The organism is Nonomuraea fuscirosea, from assembly GCF_035917475.1.
Classification (GTDB): Bacteria; Actinomycetota; Actinomycetes; order Streptosporangiales; family Streptosporangiaceae; genus Nonomuraea; species Nonomuraea fuscirosea.
The window spans coordinates 411,880-425,429 of record NZ_CP109074.1 but is presented as its reverse complement, the minus strand read 5'-3'; the positions used below and the strand labels follow the sequence as shown (position 1 = coordinate 425,429).

The window sequence follows — 13,550 nt, the reverse complement described above, 5'->3', positions numbered from 1 at the left end:
CGTGAGCCCCGGCGCTAGACGCGCTGGAGCTCGCGGGCCGCGGTGCGGGCCAGCAGCTCGATCTGGGCCTCGTTGAGCGCCCCCGGCTCGGCCGACTTGATGAGCCTGGTCACCGTCCGCGGTTTGACGAAGGTCAGACCCTCGCCCATGACCACGCCCTCCTTGGGCAGGATCCCGCAGTGCACCACGAGCACGGGCATGATGCTCACCGGGACGCCGGTCTCCCGCGTCAGCAGCTCGGAGAACGCCTCGGCCTGCTCCACCAGCGGCTTGGCGACCTTGCTGCCGTACTTCTCGCCGATGAACAGCCGTCCGGCGTAGCAGGCGATCTCGATGTCGGGGGCCCACGACTCGTTGTCGAGGATCCAGACGCCGCCGGGACCGATCACCAGGTGGTCGATCGAGGCCTGGCCGCGGATCGCCCGGCCGTCGAGGACGTGGTAGCCGTGGCGGCTGAGCGACCGGCGCAGGATGCGGCCGGTGATCGCCTCGCCGCGGCGCGCGCCGCGCCACACGGCCGTCTTGTGGAAGGCGTGCCAGTGCAGCAGCCAGTCGCCTCCGGCGACGGCTCCCGCCAGCAGCAGTCCGGTGAACGCGGAGCCGCCGGCGAAGCCGAACCGCAGGCCCAGCGCCACGCCGACGACGAATCCCACAGCGGCCTTGACGTATCGGTACTTACGCCGGGCAGGCGCGTCCTCGCGCCAGAACTTCTCGTACCACCACTGCGGGGAAGATCCTGTGTACTTCTCGTTGGGCTGCACGTAGATAGAGCCACCGGGCACGGCAAACTCCCCGAATGAGTAGGTGTTGCAGGATCTGCCACGCCGAAGATCCCTCGCCGGTCAAGAGATACCCGTTCCCTAACCAAGGCGAGCCTAAGGTGACGGAATTAGTACCCGCAAGACCACTGACCCTGCCGCAACCGACCAGTCGGTACGCTAAGGCGGTGACCAAGGGGGATCGTGTGAAAGAGGAACCGGTCAGACAGCGCCTGCTCGCCGAGGCGACCCGGCTGTTCGCCGAGCGTGGCTTCGAGAGCACCTCGGTCCAGGAGATCGTGGTGGCGGCCGGGGTCACCAAAGGCGCCATGTACCACTATTTCGATTCAAAAGATGATCTGCTGCACGAGATCTACGCCCGTGTCCTGCGCATGCAGATGGACCGGCTGACGCGGATCGCCGACGGGCCTGGCACGCTGCGCGAGCGCCTGCACCGGGCCGCGGCCGACGTCGTGGAGACGACGGCCGCGAACCTCGACGACTCGAAGATCTTCTTCAGGTCCATCCACCTGCTCGCGCCCGAGACGCAGAAGAACGTCCGCGCCGAGCGCCGCCGCTACCACGAGCGCTTCCGCGCGCTCGTGGCCGAGGGGCAGCGCACCGGCATCTTCAGCGACCGCGTCCCGGCGGAGCTGGTCGTCGACTACTTCTTCGGCTCGGTGCACCACCTGGGCACGTGGTTCCACGCGGCGGGGCCGCTGACCGGCGCCCAGGTCGGCCGGCACTTCGCCGACCTGCTGCTGTCCTCGCTCGAAGCCGCACCCGGCGACCGCGGCTCACGCCGGGCCGGGGACGTCCGCCATTGAGGCCAGCGCCTCCCGGTGGTCGCCCGGCGTGCCGAGCGCGATCTCGGCGGCCTTGGCCCGCTTGAGGTAGAGGTGCACGGGATGCTCCCACGTCATCCCGATCCCTCCGTGCAACTGCACCGCCTCCTCCGCGGCGTGCACGGCCACGCCCGCGTTCCACGACTGGGCCACGGCCACGGAGATCGACGAGCCGTCGGCGACCGCGTTCCGCGCGGCGGCCCTGGCCCTGACCACGTCCAGCCACAGATCCGCCAGCCGGTGCTTGATCGCCTGGAAGGAGCCGATCGGCCGGGCGAACTGGTGCCGCTCCTTGACGTAGGCCAGCGTCGTGTCCAGGCACCACTCGGCCACGCCGAGCTGCTCGGAGGCGAGCAGCCCCGCCCCGAACCGCAGCACCCCGGCCAGGTCGCACGCGCCCACGCGCCGGGCCCGCGCCCGCCGCAGCGTGACGGTGGCGACCGGCCTGGTCAGGTCGAGCGAGGTCACCACCTCGACCGTCGCCTCCTCGGCCGGGGCGCCCTCGACCACGTACAGGTCGCCGCCCACCGGCACGAGCAGCACGTCGGCCACCTCGGCCCCGGCCACGCCGGTGACGGCCCCGGACAGCCTCCCGTCGCCGTCCACGCTCACGGACGAGCCCCGCCCCGGCTGGTACGGCGACGCCGCGAACGACACGGCCAGCGCGGCCGTCCTGCGTCCCTCGGCCAGCTCGCCGAGCAGCGCGTCGCGGGTCGGCAGCAGCGCCCGCGTGGCCAGCACCGAGCTGGTGAAGAACGGCACCGGCGTCACCGCCCGGCCCAGCTCCTCCAGCACCACGGCCACTTCGCTGGCCGAGGCGCCGGCCCCGCCCAGCTCCTCGGGGACGAGCAGCCCGGCCACCCCGATCTCACCGGCCAGCGTCTTCCACAGGTCCAGGTCGTACGGCTCGGACTCGATCCGCTTGAGCACCGTCGCCGGCGGGCAGCGGTCGGCGAGCAGCCCGCGCACCGCCGCGCGCAGTTCCTCCTCGACCTCGGAGTAGAGCAGCGTCATCGCGGCAGGTCCTTCCAGGGCACGTCCTTGTCGACACGGGGTTCCGAGGGCAGGCCGAGCACCCGTTCGGAGATGATGTTGCGCAGGATCTCCGAGGTGCCGCCCTCGATCGAGTTGCCCTTGGCCCGCAGGTAGCGGTAGCCGGGGCCGCGGCCGAAGAAGTCGACGTCCTCGGAACGACGGAACGCCCAGTCGTCGTAGCCGAGGTCGCGCCGGAACTCCACGTCGAACCCGGACAGCGCCTGGTTCAGCCGGGCGAACGACAGCTTCATGCCCGACCCCTCGGGGCCCGGCTGGCCCGCGGACAGCTGCTCGCGCAGCCGTGTCCCGGACAGCCTGGTGACCTCGGCCTCCACCCACAGCGACAGCAGCCGCTGGTGCAGGTCGTGGGTGCGCAGCTCCGGCTGCTCGCGCCAGGCGCCGAGCACGGCTGCCATCGCGCCGCCGCCGCGACGGGTGGGGGCGCCGCCGATGGCCACGCGCTCGTTCATCAGCGTCGTCTGCGCGACCCGCCAGCCGTCGCCGACCGCACCGAGCCGCAGGTCGTCGGGGAGCCGCACGCCGGTCAGGAACACCTCGTTGAACTCGGCCTCGCCGGTGATCTGGCGCAGCGGCCGCACCTCGACGCCGGGGGCGTGCATGTCACACACGAAGTACGTCATCCCGCGGTGTTTGGGCACGTCCGGATCGGTACGGGTGACGAGGATGGCCCACCGGGCGTGATGGGCACCCGACGTCCACACCTTCTGCCCGTCCACCACCCACTCGTCGCCGTCCCTGACCGCCCTGGTCGCCAGCGTGGCCAGGTCGGAGCCCGCGCCCGGCTCGCTGAAGAGCTGGCACCAGATCTCCTCCCCCGTCCACAGCGGGCGCAGGAAACGGCGCTTCTGCTCCTCGGTCCCGAAGGCCAGGATCGTCGGGGCGGCCATGCCCAGCCCGATCCCCTGGAGCCCGCCGTTGATCTGCGGCGTGTCGGCCAGCTCGCGCTCCACGACCTGCTGCAGCTCCCTGGGAGCCCCCAGCCCGCCCAGCCCCTCGGGGAACCACACCCAGGCCAGGCCCGCGTCGAACCTGGCCCGCAGGAACTCCAGCCGGTCGCCGCCGGGATCGTGGTCGCCGAGGAACGCGGCCACGCGCTCCTTGATCTCCGCCTCGTTCACATCCACCTCTTGAGCTCGCGATAGGCCAGCGACCGCTTGTGCACCTCGTCGGGCCCGTCCGCCAGGCGCAGGGAACGGGCCCCGGCCCAGAGGGCGGCCAGCGGGAAGTCCTGGGAGACGCCGCCCGCGCCGTGCACCTGGACGGCCTTGTCGAGGATCCACTCCACGGTGATCGGAGTGGAGATCTTGATGGCCTGGATCTCGGTGTGGGCGCCCTGGTTGCCCACCGTGTCCATCAGCCAGGCCGTCTTGAGCACGAGCAGCCGGGCCTGCTCGATCTTGATCCGGGACTCGGCGATCCAGTCCTGGACCACGCCCTGCTGGGCCACGGGCTTGCCGAAGGTGGTCCGGCCCAGGGCCCGCTTGCACATCATCTCGACCGCGCGCTCGGCCATGCCGATCAGGCGCATGCAGTGGTGGATGCGGCCGGGGCCGAGGCGGGCCTGGGCGATGGCGAAGCCGCCGCCCTCCTCGCCGATGAGATTCTCCGCCGGCACGCGTACGTCCTCGAACACGACCTCGGCGTGGCCCCCGTGGTCGGCGTCGGTGTAGCCGAACACGTGCATGCCGCGCTTGACGTGCAGCCCGGGGGTGTCGCGGGGGACGAGGATCATGCTCTGCTGGCGGTGCTTGGGCGCCTCGGGGTTCGTCTTGCCCATGACGACGAAGATCTTGCAGCCGGGGTTCATCGCGCCGGAGATGAACCACTTGCGGCCGTTGATGACGTACTCGTCGCCGTCGCGGGTGATCGAGGTGGAGATGTTGGTGGCGTCGGAGGAGGCAACGTCGGGCTCGGTCATCGCGAACGCCGAGCGGATCTCGCCGTCGAGCAGCGGCCGCAGCCACTCCTTGCGCTGCCACTCGCTGCCGAACATGGACAGCACTTCCATGTTGCCCGTGTCGGGCGCGGCGCAGTTCGTGGCCGTGGGCGCGATGCTGGGACTACGGCCCATGATCTCGGCCAGCGGGGCGTACTGGAGGTTCGTCAGCCCCGAGCCGTGCTCGCCCGGCAGGAAGAGGTTCCACAGGCCGCGCTTCCTGGCCTCGTCCTTCAGGTCCTCCAGCAGCGGTGGCGGGCTCCAGCCGGAGGTGGCCGCCTGCTCCTCGAAGGCGGGCTCGGCCGGATAGACGCATTCGTCCATGAAGCGGAGCAGTCGCTCGCGCAGGTCCTCGGTGACGTGGTCATAGGCGAAGTCCATGCGGTGAGCCTACCGACCGGCCGGTATGAGTGTCGACAGGTGGTTCCCCGCAAAAAGGGACAGGTGGTCATCGACCGGGCTGACCTGGCCTCATAGGGTTGGCCGCATGACCGCGAAGCTGCCCGCGCCTGTGGTGCTCGAGAACGACGTCGTCCGGATCGAGCCGCTCGCCCTGGACCACGTACCCGACCTGTTCGCCGCCGGAGGCGGGGACGACGACGTCTGGCGCTGGCTGCCCATCGACACCCCGCGCACGGAGGCCGCGCTCGGTGCGACCGCGCGGACGCTGATCGAGGACGACCGGCACGTGCCCCACGCCGTCGTCCCCAAGGAGGGCGGGCGGGCCGTCGGCTGGACCACGTACTGCGACGTGCCCGGCTTCGAGGAGAGCATCGAGATCGGCTGGACCTGGTACGGCCGCGCCGCCTGGCGCACGGCCGTGAACACGAGCTGCAAGCTGCTCCTGATCGACCACGCCTTCGCGCTCGGCTACAACCGCGTCCTGCTCAAGACCGACAACCTCAACCTGCGCTCCCAGAACGCCATCAAGCGCATCGGCGGCCTGCACGAGGGCACGCTGCGCCGGCACCGCAAGAGGTCCGACGGCACCTGGCGCGACACCGTCTGCTTCGGCATCCTCGACGACGAGTGGCCGCCGCACCGCGACCGCCTGGCGGCCCGCCTCAAGCTTTCCTAGGAGCGCCGGGTCCAAGCGCCCGCCGGGGGCGCCCGGCGTGCTGGAATGCGTTCATGATCCTGGACCATCTCGTGTACGCCACCCCCGACCTCGACGCCACCGCGGCCGAGCTGGAACGGCTGCTCGGCGTGCGCCCGGCCGAGGGCGGCCGGCACCCGGGCTTCGGCACCCGCAACCGGCTGGTCGGGCTCGGCGGCCGGAGCTATCTGGAGATCGTCGGGCCGGACCCGGAGCAGGAGGACCCGGCCGGGCCGCGCCCGTTCGGGATCGACGGACTGCGGGCGGCCGGACTGGCGGGGTGGGCGCTGGCGGTGGAGGGCATCGACGCGGTCACCGCCCGCGCCCGCGAGCAGGGCTACGACCCGGGAGACCCGCAGGACATGTCCCGCCGCACGCCGTCCGGCGAGCTGCTGAGCTGGCGGCTCACCCCGCCGGACCGGGCCGGGCACGGCAGGCTGGTGCCGTTCCTGATCGACTGGGGCTCGACCCGCCATCCCGCCGACGGGCTGCCGGTGGCCGAACTGGTGTCCGTGTCCGCCGTCCATCCCGATCCCGAGGCCGTACGGCGCGATCTGGCGGCGGTGGGCACCCGGCTCGACCTCGCCGAGGGCCGCCGGCCCACGCTCACCGTGGTGCTGTCCGGCCGGCACGGCCCGGTGACGCTCACCTGAGCCCACGCGGGCAGAGGCGGGCGCGGGTCAGGGGTGCGGGCCGGGGGTGCGGCCGAGCATGCCGGTCAGGAGTTCGCGCAGGTCCGTTTCCAGCTCGTCCCGGTCCGGTACGGCGCCCGCCCCGGCGATGGCGTCGAACATGAGCCCTTCCCCGAACGCCACGAGGCCGCGCGCGTGCCGTACCGGCTCAGGCGAGCCGAGGGCCGCCAGCATGGCGACGGCCGGATCGCGGAAACGCCGCCCGGCCTGGTCGTAGATCGTGCGCAACTCCGGCCGCCGGGTGGCCTCCAGGGCCAGCTCGTAGCGGGCCAGCGTGCGACGGCGGTCCTTGAGCTGGATGTGCAGGGCGTCGGCCATGCGGGCGGCCAGCTCGGCCGGCTCGTACGACTCCGCCCCGTACGCTCCCGCCAGCGCCCGCACCTCCAGCTCGGTGAGCCGCGCCAGCGTCAGCTCCAGCAGCGCCGCCCGCGTGCGGGCCAGGTTGGAGGTGGACCCGGGCGGCAGACCGGCGGCCTCGTCCACGGCCCGGTGGGTCAGGCCGCGCATGCCCCTCTCGGCCAGCAGGGTGATGGCCGCGTCCGCCACGACGTCTGAGCGTTTCACGGAAACCGATACTACAGGGGTAGTGGAAGCGGACTACAGGCGTAGTACAGTGACACTACAGACGTAGTGAGGGAGTGATGCGCGATGGCGAAAGCCGTGGTGATCGGCGGTGGGGTCGGCGGTCTGGCCGCCGGGGTGGCGCTGCGCCGCAAGGGATGGGACGTGACCGTCCTGGAGCGCGTGCCGGTGATCGAGCCGGTCGGATCGGGGCTGGCGATCTCGGCCAACGCGCTCAAGGCGCTCGACGCCGTCGGCCTCGGCGACCGGATCCGCGCGCTCTCGGCGGCGGAGGGTCCTTTCGGCGTGCGGCGCTCGGACGGGCGCTGGATGGTGCGCGCCACCGAGGCGGACGCCGACGCCGATTACGGCGACTCGGTGGTGGTCCTGCTGCGCGCCACGCTGATGGAGGTGCTGCTGGACGCGCTCGGCCACGACCGGCTGCTGCTCGGCACGGCCGTCAAGGACGTGGACGCGGACCGGGGCGTCGTCCGCACGGAGGCGGGCGACCTGGACGCCGACCTGGTCGTGGCGGCCGACGGCATCCATTCGGCCATCCGGCGCGCGCTCTTCCCCGGGCATCCAGGGCCGGCGTACTCGGGGGTGACGGCCTGGCGCGGCCTCGTCCAGCGCGGCGGCCTGACCGTCCCGCGCTCGGAGAGCTGGGGCCGGGGCACGGTGTTCGGCGTCCACCTGCTGGCCGGGAACGTGGTCTACTTCTACGCCACCGACGTGCTGCCCGCCGGGACCGTGCACGCCGACGAGCGGGAGGAGCTGCTGCGCAGGTTCGGCGGCTGGCACGAGCCGATCCCCGCGCTGCTGCGGGCGGCCGACCCCGCGATGATCATCAGGAACGACATCCACCACCACGCCCGGCCGCTGCCCGCCTTCCACCGGGGCCAGGTGGCGCTGGTCGGGGACGCCGCCCATGCGATGACCCCGAACCTCGGGCAGGGCGCCTGCCAGGCGATCGAGGACGGCGTGGTGCTGGCGCACGTGGCCGGGGGCGACCTGGCCGCCTACTCGGCCGCCCGGGTGGAGCGCACCACGAAGATCGTTCAGCGGTCCATGACGCTGTGCCGGATGAGCAAGATCCGCAACCCGGCGGCGGTGTGGCTGCGTGACGCCGGCCTGTCGGCGGCGGCCCGGCTCAGCCCAGGTCTGATGTTGCGGTCGATGGACGAGCTGCTGCGCTGGCGTCCACCTGGGGAACCTGCACGGTGATCGTGCGCTCGACCGGCGGCGCGGCCCGCTCAGGAGAAGGCCGGCCGGCGCGCTGCGCCGAGCCGTCGGCGGGCTTGGCGGCCTGCTGCGCGGAGCCGTTGGCCGGTTGGGCGGCGCGCTGGGCTGCGGGGTGGGCGGTGACCGGCTTGGCGTTGTGGTCGGGGGCGAGGCGGCCCAGCGTGATCGTGCCGCCGATGGTCAGCGCGGCGGCCAGCACGGCGGGCACGGCCGTCGAGGCGTCGGTGGGCAGCGGCTCCCCGAGCAGCAGCGCTCCGGCCAGCACGGAGGTGATGGGGTCGATGACCTGCACCCCGGCGTAGGCGATGCCGAAGTAACCCACGGCGTAGGAGCGCTGCAGCAGCACCACCGCGCAGACCAGCAGCACCGGCACGACCAGGCTGAACCAGTGGATCAGCCGCCCCCAGTCGCCCTGCATGCCGCCGCCGATCACGCGCACGAACGTGGACACGCTCGCCGTGGCGGCGCCCGCGCCGATCGACAGCAGCAGCGCCTTGGCCGGCCCGTGCACCCGGCTCGCGATCACCTGGGTGGCCAGCGTGACCACCCCGATGACGGCGATGAACCCGAGCGCCGCCCCGTCGCCGAGCCTGGGCGTCACGTTGTGCGTGGGCACCAGGAGCATGAGCCAGAGCAGGCCCACGGCCACGGCGATGGAGCCGAGGATCTCCGCGCGGTACGGCCGCCGCCCGTACATGAAGGCGGCCAGCGGCACCGCGAACACCAGGGTGGCCACGCTGATCGGCTGCACGGCGACCAGGGGCGCGAAGCTGAGCGCCACGGCGTGCAGGCACGCGCCGCTGAGGGAGATGGCGCCGCCCACCAACCAGCGCGGACGCTTGGCGAGCTTGAGCGAGGCGCCTTCCGCCACGACCTCGTACTGCTGCAGCGCGGCCCCGAACGCGTATCCCAGCGCGCCCGCGAGGGCGATCAGCATGCCGACCCACGTCATCGCGGCCCGCGCAGACTCGGGGATCCTTTCAAGAGCATTGCTCCAGCTTATGAGGCCGGGGAGGCCGCAGAATCATCCTTTAGGCTGATAAAACATTACAAGTCGGGGGCGACTCGCACGGACATGTGGCTCATCCTTGAGCCCGAGCAGGCGTTTCGCCCCGTTCCAGCCCCCTTACGATGCTTCGGGGCAGACGCAGAAGAGGTGCCCCTGCGGGTCCCGCAGCACGACCCAGCGCGAGCCCTCCTCGGTGACGCCCGGCTGGAACTCGGGCCTGGTGGCCCCCAGCGCGACGTACTCCTTGACCGCCGCCTCCACGTCCGGCACCCGGAAGTCGAGGTGGAACTGCTTGCCGGGCCCGGGCCAGGCGGCCGGCTCGCGCTCGGGCACCCGGCCGAAGTAGATGCTGGTGGTGCCGTCGGTGATGGCGGCGTACTCGTCCTCCGCGTACGTGATCTCCATCCCGGTCACCTCGTGGTAGAAGGTCGCCAGGGCTCGGGGGTCGGCGCAGTCGATGGTGAAGGCCAGCAGCCTTGCTTTCGTTGTCATGACGTTCAGCCTCGCAGCCGTACCTGCCATCTTCTGTCAGGTACGTCGCGGACATATGCCAGAGGGCCGCGCCCTCGGGCGCGGCCCTCCTCTGGCGACACGGCGTCACCCGTGCATACGGCCGTAGTAGTCCCCCAGCCGCGTGCGGTACTCGGGCTCCTTGAACGTGCCCTCGTCGAACTCGGGGGCGTCCTTGATCTCGGCCTTGGTGCGGGACACGAACACGTTCCGCTGCTGCGGATCGATGCTCGTGATCACCTGGGCCGGGAGCATGACCTTCTTGCCGAAGATCCACGGACCGGTGTCGACGATCACGTAGCTCTCGCCGACCTCGTACGTCGCCTCATCGACGGACCCGATCTTCCCGTCGGTGGCCTGGACGTGGAATCCAGCGATGTCCAGTGCCTGCCCACGGTCGTAGACGTCAGGTCGATAGTCCCAGAGCGCCATCGGGCTCTCTTCCTCTCTTCTTCCGTCTTTTCGGGCAGAACATCAACTACCCGTCGGTATTCGTGTAAACCCGTAAGAATGCCTTGGACGTTCGTTAACCAACTTGCAAGCTGATGCCGCCACCCTGTCCACATCAGAAGGGAGATCACCGTGCGAACCAGGCCAGAACGGCTCTATGAGATCGACGGGCTCCGGCTGCTGGCGGCACTTTGCGTCGTGCTGTTCCACTACGTCTTCTCCGGGTGGGCGGGCGGCAAGACCACTGTGACGTTCGTCACCGAGAGCGCCTGGGCCAAGTACGGCTATCTCGGTGTCGACCTGTTCTTCCTCATCAGTGGTTTCGTCGTGCTCATGAGCGCCTGGGGCAGGACGCCCCGGCAGTTCGTGGTGTCCCGCGTGGTCCGGCTCTATCCGGCGTACTGGATCGGCATCGCGATCACCGCCGTGGTGACCGTGACGCTCGGACAGGGGCTGTTCCAGGTCTCGTTACCGCAGGTGCTGGCCAACCTGACCATGTTCCAGTCGGTGCCGAACATCGAGAACGTGGACGTCGTCTACTGGACGCTCTGGGCCGAGATGCGGTTCTACCTGCTGATGCTGGCCTTCACCTTCATCGGGATGACCAAGGGCCGGATCATGGCCGGGCTGTGGGGCTGGCTGGCGCTGACCTTCCTGGTCGAGCTGGGGCTGCTGCCGGGCATCGCGGACCTGGTCGTGCAGTCGGAGTTCTCCCACTACTTCATCGCCGGGATGGCGCTGTTCATGCTCTACCGCTTCGGGCTGAGCGTGCAGATCGCGCTGCTGGTGCCGATCTGCCTGGGCAACGCGGTCTACCGGGCCATCGGGTACGCGGAGGCGGTCGGCACGCGGTACTCGGTGACGTACTCACCGGCGATCATCACGGCCGTGGTCGTGCTGATCTTCCTGATCATGACGTTCGTGGCGCTGCGGGTGACGCGGGTGCTGGCCAGGCCGGCGCTGGTGACGGCGGGGGCACTCACCTATCCGCTCTACCTGCTGCACGCCCACGTCGGGTTCATCCTGTTCGCCCGGCTGGAGGACACGGTCAACAAGTACGTGCTGCTCGTGGCGATGATCGCGGTCATGCTGGGGGCGGCCTACCTGGTGCACCGGTTCGTGGAGCGGCCGCTCGCGCCCCGGCTCAAGCGGCTGCTGTCGAAACGGGAGCCGCCCGCGCACGCCGTGGTCCCGGCGGGCAGCCCGACTGCGTGAACTGACTCTCCTGACAACCGCACGCCAGCCGGAGCGTGGGCGCCCCGGCTCTGGATACGATCCGCGTCACGGATGGCAGAAGGAGCTCGGATGAGTCTCAGCGGCGAGCAGGAGTGGGCCCCTCCGGGCGTCGATCCCGAGCGGCCCAGCGTGGCCCGGGTGCACGACGCCCTGCTGGGCGGCCAGGAGAACTTCTCCTCCGACCGCTCGGTGGCGCGCCGGCTCAAGGACGCGGTGCCCGAGGTCGTCGACCTCATGTGGTGCAACCGGGCCTTCATCGGCCGGGTCGTCGACTTCCTCGTCCGCGAGGCGGGCGTCAAGCAGATCATCGACCTCGGCGCCGGGCTGCCCACGGTCGAGAACACCCACGAGGTGGCCCAGTTCGCCGACCCCCAGGCCCGGGTGGTCTATGTGGACATCGACCCCATGGTGGAGCCGCACGCCCGCGCCATACTCGGCGGCAACCCGAACGCCGACGCCATCACCGCCGACGCCCGCGACGTGGACGCTGTGCTCGGCCATCCGGCCCTGCGCCGGCTGATCGACCTGTCACAGCCGACGGCGATCCTGGTCATCGGCGTGCTGCACCTGTTCTCCGACGAGGAGCAGCCGCACGGCCTGGTCAGGCGGTACATGGACGCACTGGCCCCGGGCAGTCACCTGGCCGCCTCCAACTTCCTGGCCTCGGACAACCCGAAGGCCAAGGCGCTGGAGATCATGCTCCAGGCGACCATGGGCACCGGGCACTTCCGCGACCGCGAAGCCGTCGAGCGCTTCTTCGACGGCCTGACGCTCGTGGAGCCCGGCGTCGTGCACTTCCCCGAGTGGCATCCCGACGATCGCCTCCCCGGCCCGCTCGCGCCCTGGGAGGAACTGCTGGTGGGCGGGGTGGCCCGCAAACCATGAGGCTGGGAACGCCGCGAGTGTGCGGCCCGGAACGCCGTGAACGTGCGGCGCGGATACGCCGTCGCGGTGAGCCTCGTGCGGCCGCTACGCTGTGGCCCATGCCGCGACGTCTGATCTGCTCCCCTCCGCCCGCCCTCTAGCGGGCGGCCTGTCCAGATATCGCCGGGTCTGACGGATCCGGGGGTGGTCGCTGCCCGCATACGGGCCCATTCCGACCACTCCATCCGGAGAACCCCTGTCATGACCCATGTCTCCGCCCGGCGGGGCGCCCTTTACGTGTCCGTGGCCGCGACCGCCTGGGGCACCGGCGGCGCGGCCGGCGCCCTGCTCTTCGAGACGGGCGGCCTCGGCCCCGTCGGCGTGTCACTCTGGCGCTACCTGCTCGGCGCCGCCTTCCTGCTCGCCCTGGCCCGCCGGCGGCCTCGGGGCGGGCTGCTCACCTGGCGCGTCCTGGTCGTCGGCGCCGGGATGGCCGTCTACCAGACCGCGTACTTCGCCGCCATCGCGCACACCGGCGTCGCGCTCGCGACGGTGGTGACCATGGGCGCCACTCCGGTCTTCACCGCTCTGGGCAGCCGTTTCCTGCTGCGCGAGCACCTCGGCCGGGTCGCGCTCGCCGCCCTGGCCGCCGCCCTGGCCGGGCTGCTCCTGCTCACGGGCGAGAGCGTGCTGCAGGCCCGCGCGTCCTCGGTGCTCGGCATCGCCTTCGCCCTGGGCTCGGCCGCCGGGTACGCGGGAGTGACGCTCTTCTCCCGCCGCTACCGCGACGACGACCCCCAGTCCGTGTCGATCGGCGGGTTCGTCGTCGGCGCTGTCTGCCTGGCGCCGTTCGCGCTGGCCGAAGGGGTGGTGCCCGAGCTGAGCTGGACCTCGGCCTGGCTGCTGGTCTATCTGGGCGCGGTGCCGACCGCGCTGGCGTACGGGCTGTTCTTCCGCGCGCTGACCGCCCTGCGGGCCACCACCGTGTCGATCATCTCGCTCGGCGAGGCGGTGGGCGCGGCGCTGCTCGGGGTCGTGCTGTTCGGTGAACAGCTCACGGCGCCGGCCTGGGCCGGCTGCCTGCTGCTGCTGGCCGCCGTCACCGTACTCGCCGCACGGGCCGATGCGGCGTGATGTGACGGCGCAGGCGGCCGGATGAGTTAAGGTCCGGTACGGCGACGCTTGCCGGACCGTCGCTCCGCTCCCCCTGACACGGCAGAAGGCCGGCGGAGCCGGCACAGGGCCGGCCGAGGGAACGGTGTCGGCGAAGCGCGCGTTGGAGGAAGTGTGGCCTC

At 71.3% G+C, this 13,550-nt stretch carries 15 protein-coding genes; 7 read left to right on the top strand and 8 right to left on the bottom strand.

Annotated features, from left to right (window positions below):
* Window positions 1-14 precede the first annotated feature (14 nt).
* Window positions 15-782, bottom strand: coding sequence for a nuclease-related domain-containing protein (locus OIE67_RS01960; RefSeq protein ID WP_326636050.1), 768 nt, complete (start codon window positions 780-782; stop codon window positions 15-17).
* A 182-nt stretch (window positions 783-964) separates the two neighbouring features.
* On the opposite strand from OIE67_RS01960, the gene OIE67_RS01955 reads away from it, so the two are divergent.
* On the top strand, window positions 965-1,585 hold the full coding sequence (locus OIE67_RS01955; protein ID WP_326636048.1) for a TetR/AcrR family transcriptional regulator: 621 nt from the start codon (window positions 965-967) through the stop codon (window positions 1,583-1,585).
* Here the strand turns inward: OIE67_RS01955 and OIE67_RS01950 are convergent.
* The 3 genes from OIE67_RS01950 to OIE67_RS01940 are packed head-to-tail and all read right to left on the bottom strand — an operon-like array spanning window position 1,556 to window position 4,976.
* Window positions 1,556-2,617, bottom strand: coding sequence for an acyl-CoA dehydrogenase family protein (locus tag OIE67_RS01950; protein ID WP_326636046.1), 1,062 nt, complete (start codon window positions 2,615-2,617; stop codon window positions 1,556-1,558). The two genes, OIE67_RS01955 and OIE67_RS01950, sit on opposite strands and share 30 nt — an antisense overlap.
* A complete protein-coding gene (locus tag OIE67_RS01945; RefSeq protein WP_326636043.1) occupies window positions 2,614-3,777 on the bottom strand; it encodes an acyl-CoA dehydrogenase family protein in 1,164 nt (387 codons plus the stop codon). The genes OIE67_RS01950 and OIE67_RS01945 overlap by 4 nt, the downstream gene beginning before the upstream one ends.
* A complete protein-coding gene (locus OIE67_RS01940) occupies window positions 3,774-4,976 on the bottom strand; it encodes an acyl-CoA dehydrogenase family protein (protein ID WP_106248941.1) in 1,203 nt (400 codons plus the stop codon). Before OIE67_RS01940 ends, OIE67_RS01945 begins: the two co-directional genes overlap by 4 nt.
* 106 nt (window positions 4,977-5,082) lie before the next feature.
* Between OIE67_RS01940 and OIE67_RS01935 the strand changes: the two genes are divergently transcribed.
* Together OIE67_RS01935 and OIE67_RS01930 are read left to right on the top strand one after the other, a co-directional pair.
* Window positions 5,083-5,673, top strand: coding sequence for a GNAT family N-acetyltransferase (locus OIE67_RS01935; RefSeq protein ID WP_326636041.1), 591 nt, complete (start codon window positions 5,083-5,085; stop codon window positions 5,671-5,673).
* Between the two features lie 53 nt (window positions 5,674-5,726).
* The gene (locus OIE67_RS01930; RefSeq protein WP_326636039.1) at window positions 5,727-6,344 is read left to right on the top strand and encodes a VOC family protein; all 618 of its coding nucleotides are present in this window, start codon (window positions 5,727-5,729) and stop codon (window positions 6,342-6,344) included.
* A gap of 27 nt (window positions 6,345-6,371) precedes the next feature.
* Here the strand turns inward: OIE67_RS01930 and OIE67_RS01925 are convergent, their stop codons facing one another.
* A complete protein-coding gene (locus OIE67_RS01925) occupies window positions 6,372-6,947 on the bottom strand; it encodes a TetR/AcrR family transcriptional regulator (protein WP_326636038.1) in 576 nt (191 codons plus the stop codon).
* Window positions 6,948-7,031: 84 nt separating this feature from the next.
* On the opposite strand from OIE67_RS01925, the gene OIE67_RS01920 reads away from it, so the two are divergent.
* Entirely contained in the window at window positions 7,032-8,168 is a 1,137-nt protein-coding gene (locus OIE67_RS01920) for an FAD-dependent monooxygenase (RefSeq protein WP_326636036.1), read from the top strand.
* On the opposite strand, the gene OIE67_RS01915 is transcribed toward OIE67_RS01920, so the two are convergent.
* From OIE67_RS01915 to OIE67_RS01905, 3 genes are all read right to left on the bottom strand, one after another.
* On the bottom strand, window positions 8,095-9,123 hold the full coding sequence (locus tag OIE67_RS01915; RefSeq protein WP_326636034.1) for a DMT family protein: 1,029 nt from the start codon (window positions 9,121-9,123) through the stop codon (window positions 8,095-8,097). The genes OIE67_RS01920 and OIE67_RS01915 overlap by 74 nt on opposite strands.
* 189 nt (window positions 9,124-9,312) lie before the next feature.
* On the bottom strand, window positions 9,313-9,687 hold the full coding sequence (locus OIE67_RS01910) for a VOC family protein (protein ID WP_326636032.1): 375 nt from the start codon (window positions 9,685-9,687) through the stop codon (window positions 9,313-9,315).
* Window positions 9,688-9,792: 105 nt separating this feature from the next.
* Window positions 9,793-10,137 (bottom strand): hypothetical protein, encoded by a 345-nt coding sequence (locus OIE67_RS01905; RefSeq protein WP_106248932.1) that lies wholly within the window; start codon window positions 10,135-10,137, stop codon window positions 9,793-9,795.
* Between the two features lie 150 nt (window positions 10,138-10,287).
* Here OIE67_RS01905 and OIE67_RS01900 point away from each other — a divergent pair, with 150 nt between their 5' ends.
* From OIE67_RS01900 to OIE67_RS01890, 3 genes are all read left to right on the top strand, one after another.
* A complete protein-coding gene (locus OIE67_RS01900) occupies window positions 10,288-11,370 on the top strand; it encodes an acyltransferase family protein (protein ID WP_181308350.1) in 1,083 nt (360 codons plus the stop codon).
* A gap of 90 nt (window positions 11,371-11,460) precedes the next feature.
* Window positions 11,461-12,276 (top strand): SAM-dependent methyltransferase, encoded by an 816-nt coding sequence (locus tag OIE67_RS01895; RefSeq protein ID WP_326636028.1) that lies wholly within the window; start codon window positions 11,461-11,463, stop codon window positions 12,274-12,276.
* Between the two features lie 240 nt (window positions 12,277-12,516).
* Window positions 12,517-13,389: a DMT family transporter gene (locus OIE67_RS01890; RefSeq protein ID WP_326636026.1), complete on the top strand. Its 873-nt coding sequence runs from the start codon at window positions 12,517-12,519 to the stop codon at window positions 13,387-13,389.
* Window positions 13,390-13,550: the final 161 nt, after the last annotated feature.

What these genes read in the sequence shown, in the direction of transcription:
- OIE67_RS01950 (WP_326636046.1), bottom strand. Translation starts at nt 2,617, where the DNA reads ATGACGCTGCTCTACTCCGAGGTCGAGGAGGAACTGCGCGCGGCGGTG.
- OIE67_RS01940 (WP_106248941.1), bottom strand. Translation starts at nt 4,976, where the DNA reads ATGGACTTCGCCTATGACCACGTCACCGAGGACCTGCGCGAGCGACTG.
- OIE67_RS01935 (WP_326636041.1), top strand. Translation starts at nt 5,083, where the DNA reads ATGACCGCGAAGCTGCCCGCGCCTGTGGTGCTCGAGAACGACGTCGTC.
- OIE67_RS01930 (WP_326636039.1), top strand. Translation starts at nt 5,727, where the DNA reads ATGATCCTGGACCATCTCGTGTACGCCACCCCCGACCTCGACGCCACC.
- OIE67_RS01920 (WP_326636036.1), top strand. Translation starts at nt 7,032, where the DNA reads ATGGCGAAAGCCGTGGTGATCGGCGGTGGGGTCGGCGGTCTGGCCGCC.
- OIE67_RS01915 (WP_326636034.1), bottom strand. Translation starts at nt 9,123, where the DNA reads ATGCTGATCGCCCTCGCGGGCGCGCTGGGATACGCGTTCGGGGCCGCG.
- OIE67_RS01910 (WP_326636032.1), bottom strand. Translation starts at nt 9,687, where the DNA reads ATGACAACGAAAGCAAGGCTGCTGGCCTTCACCATCGACTGCGCCGAC.
- OIE67_RS01905 (WP_106248932.1), bottom strand. Translation starts at nt 10,137, where the DNA reads ATGGCGCTCTGGGACTATCGACCTGACGTCTACGACCGTGGGCAGGCA.
- OIE67_RS01895 (WP_326636028.1), top strand. Translation starts at nt 11,461, where the DNA reads ATGAGTCTCAGCGGCGAGCAGGAGTGGGCCCCTCCGGGCGTCGATCCC.
- OIE67_RS01890 (WP_326636026.1), top strand. Translation starts at nt 12,517, where the DNA reads ATGACCCATGTCTCCGCCCGGCGGGGCGCCCTTTACGTGTCCGTGGCC.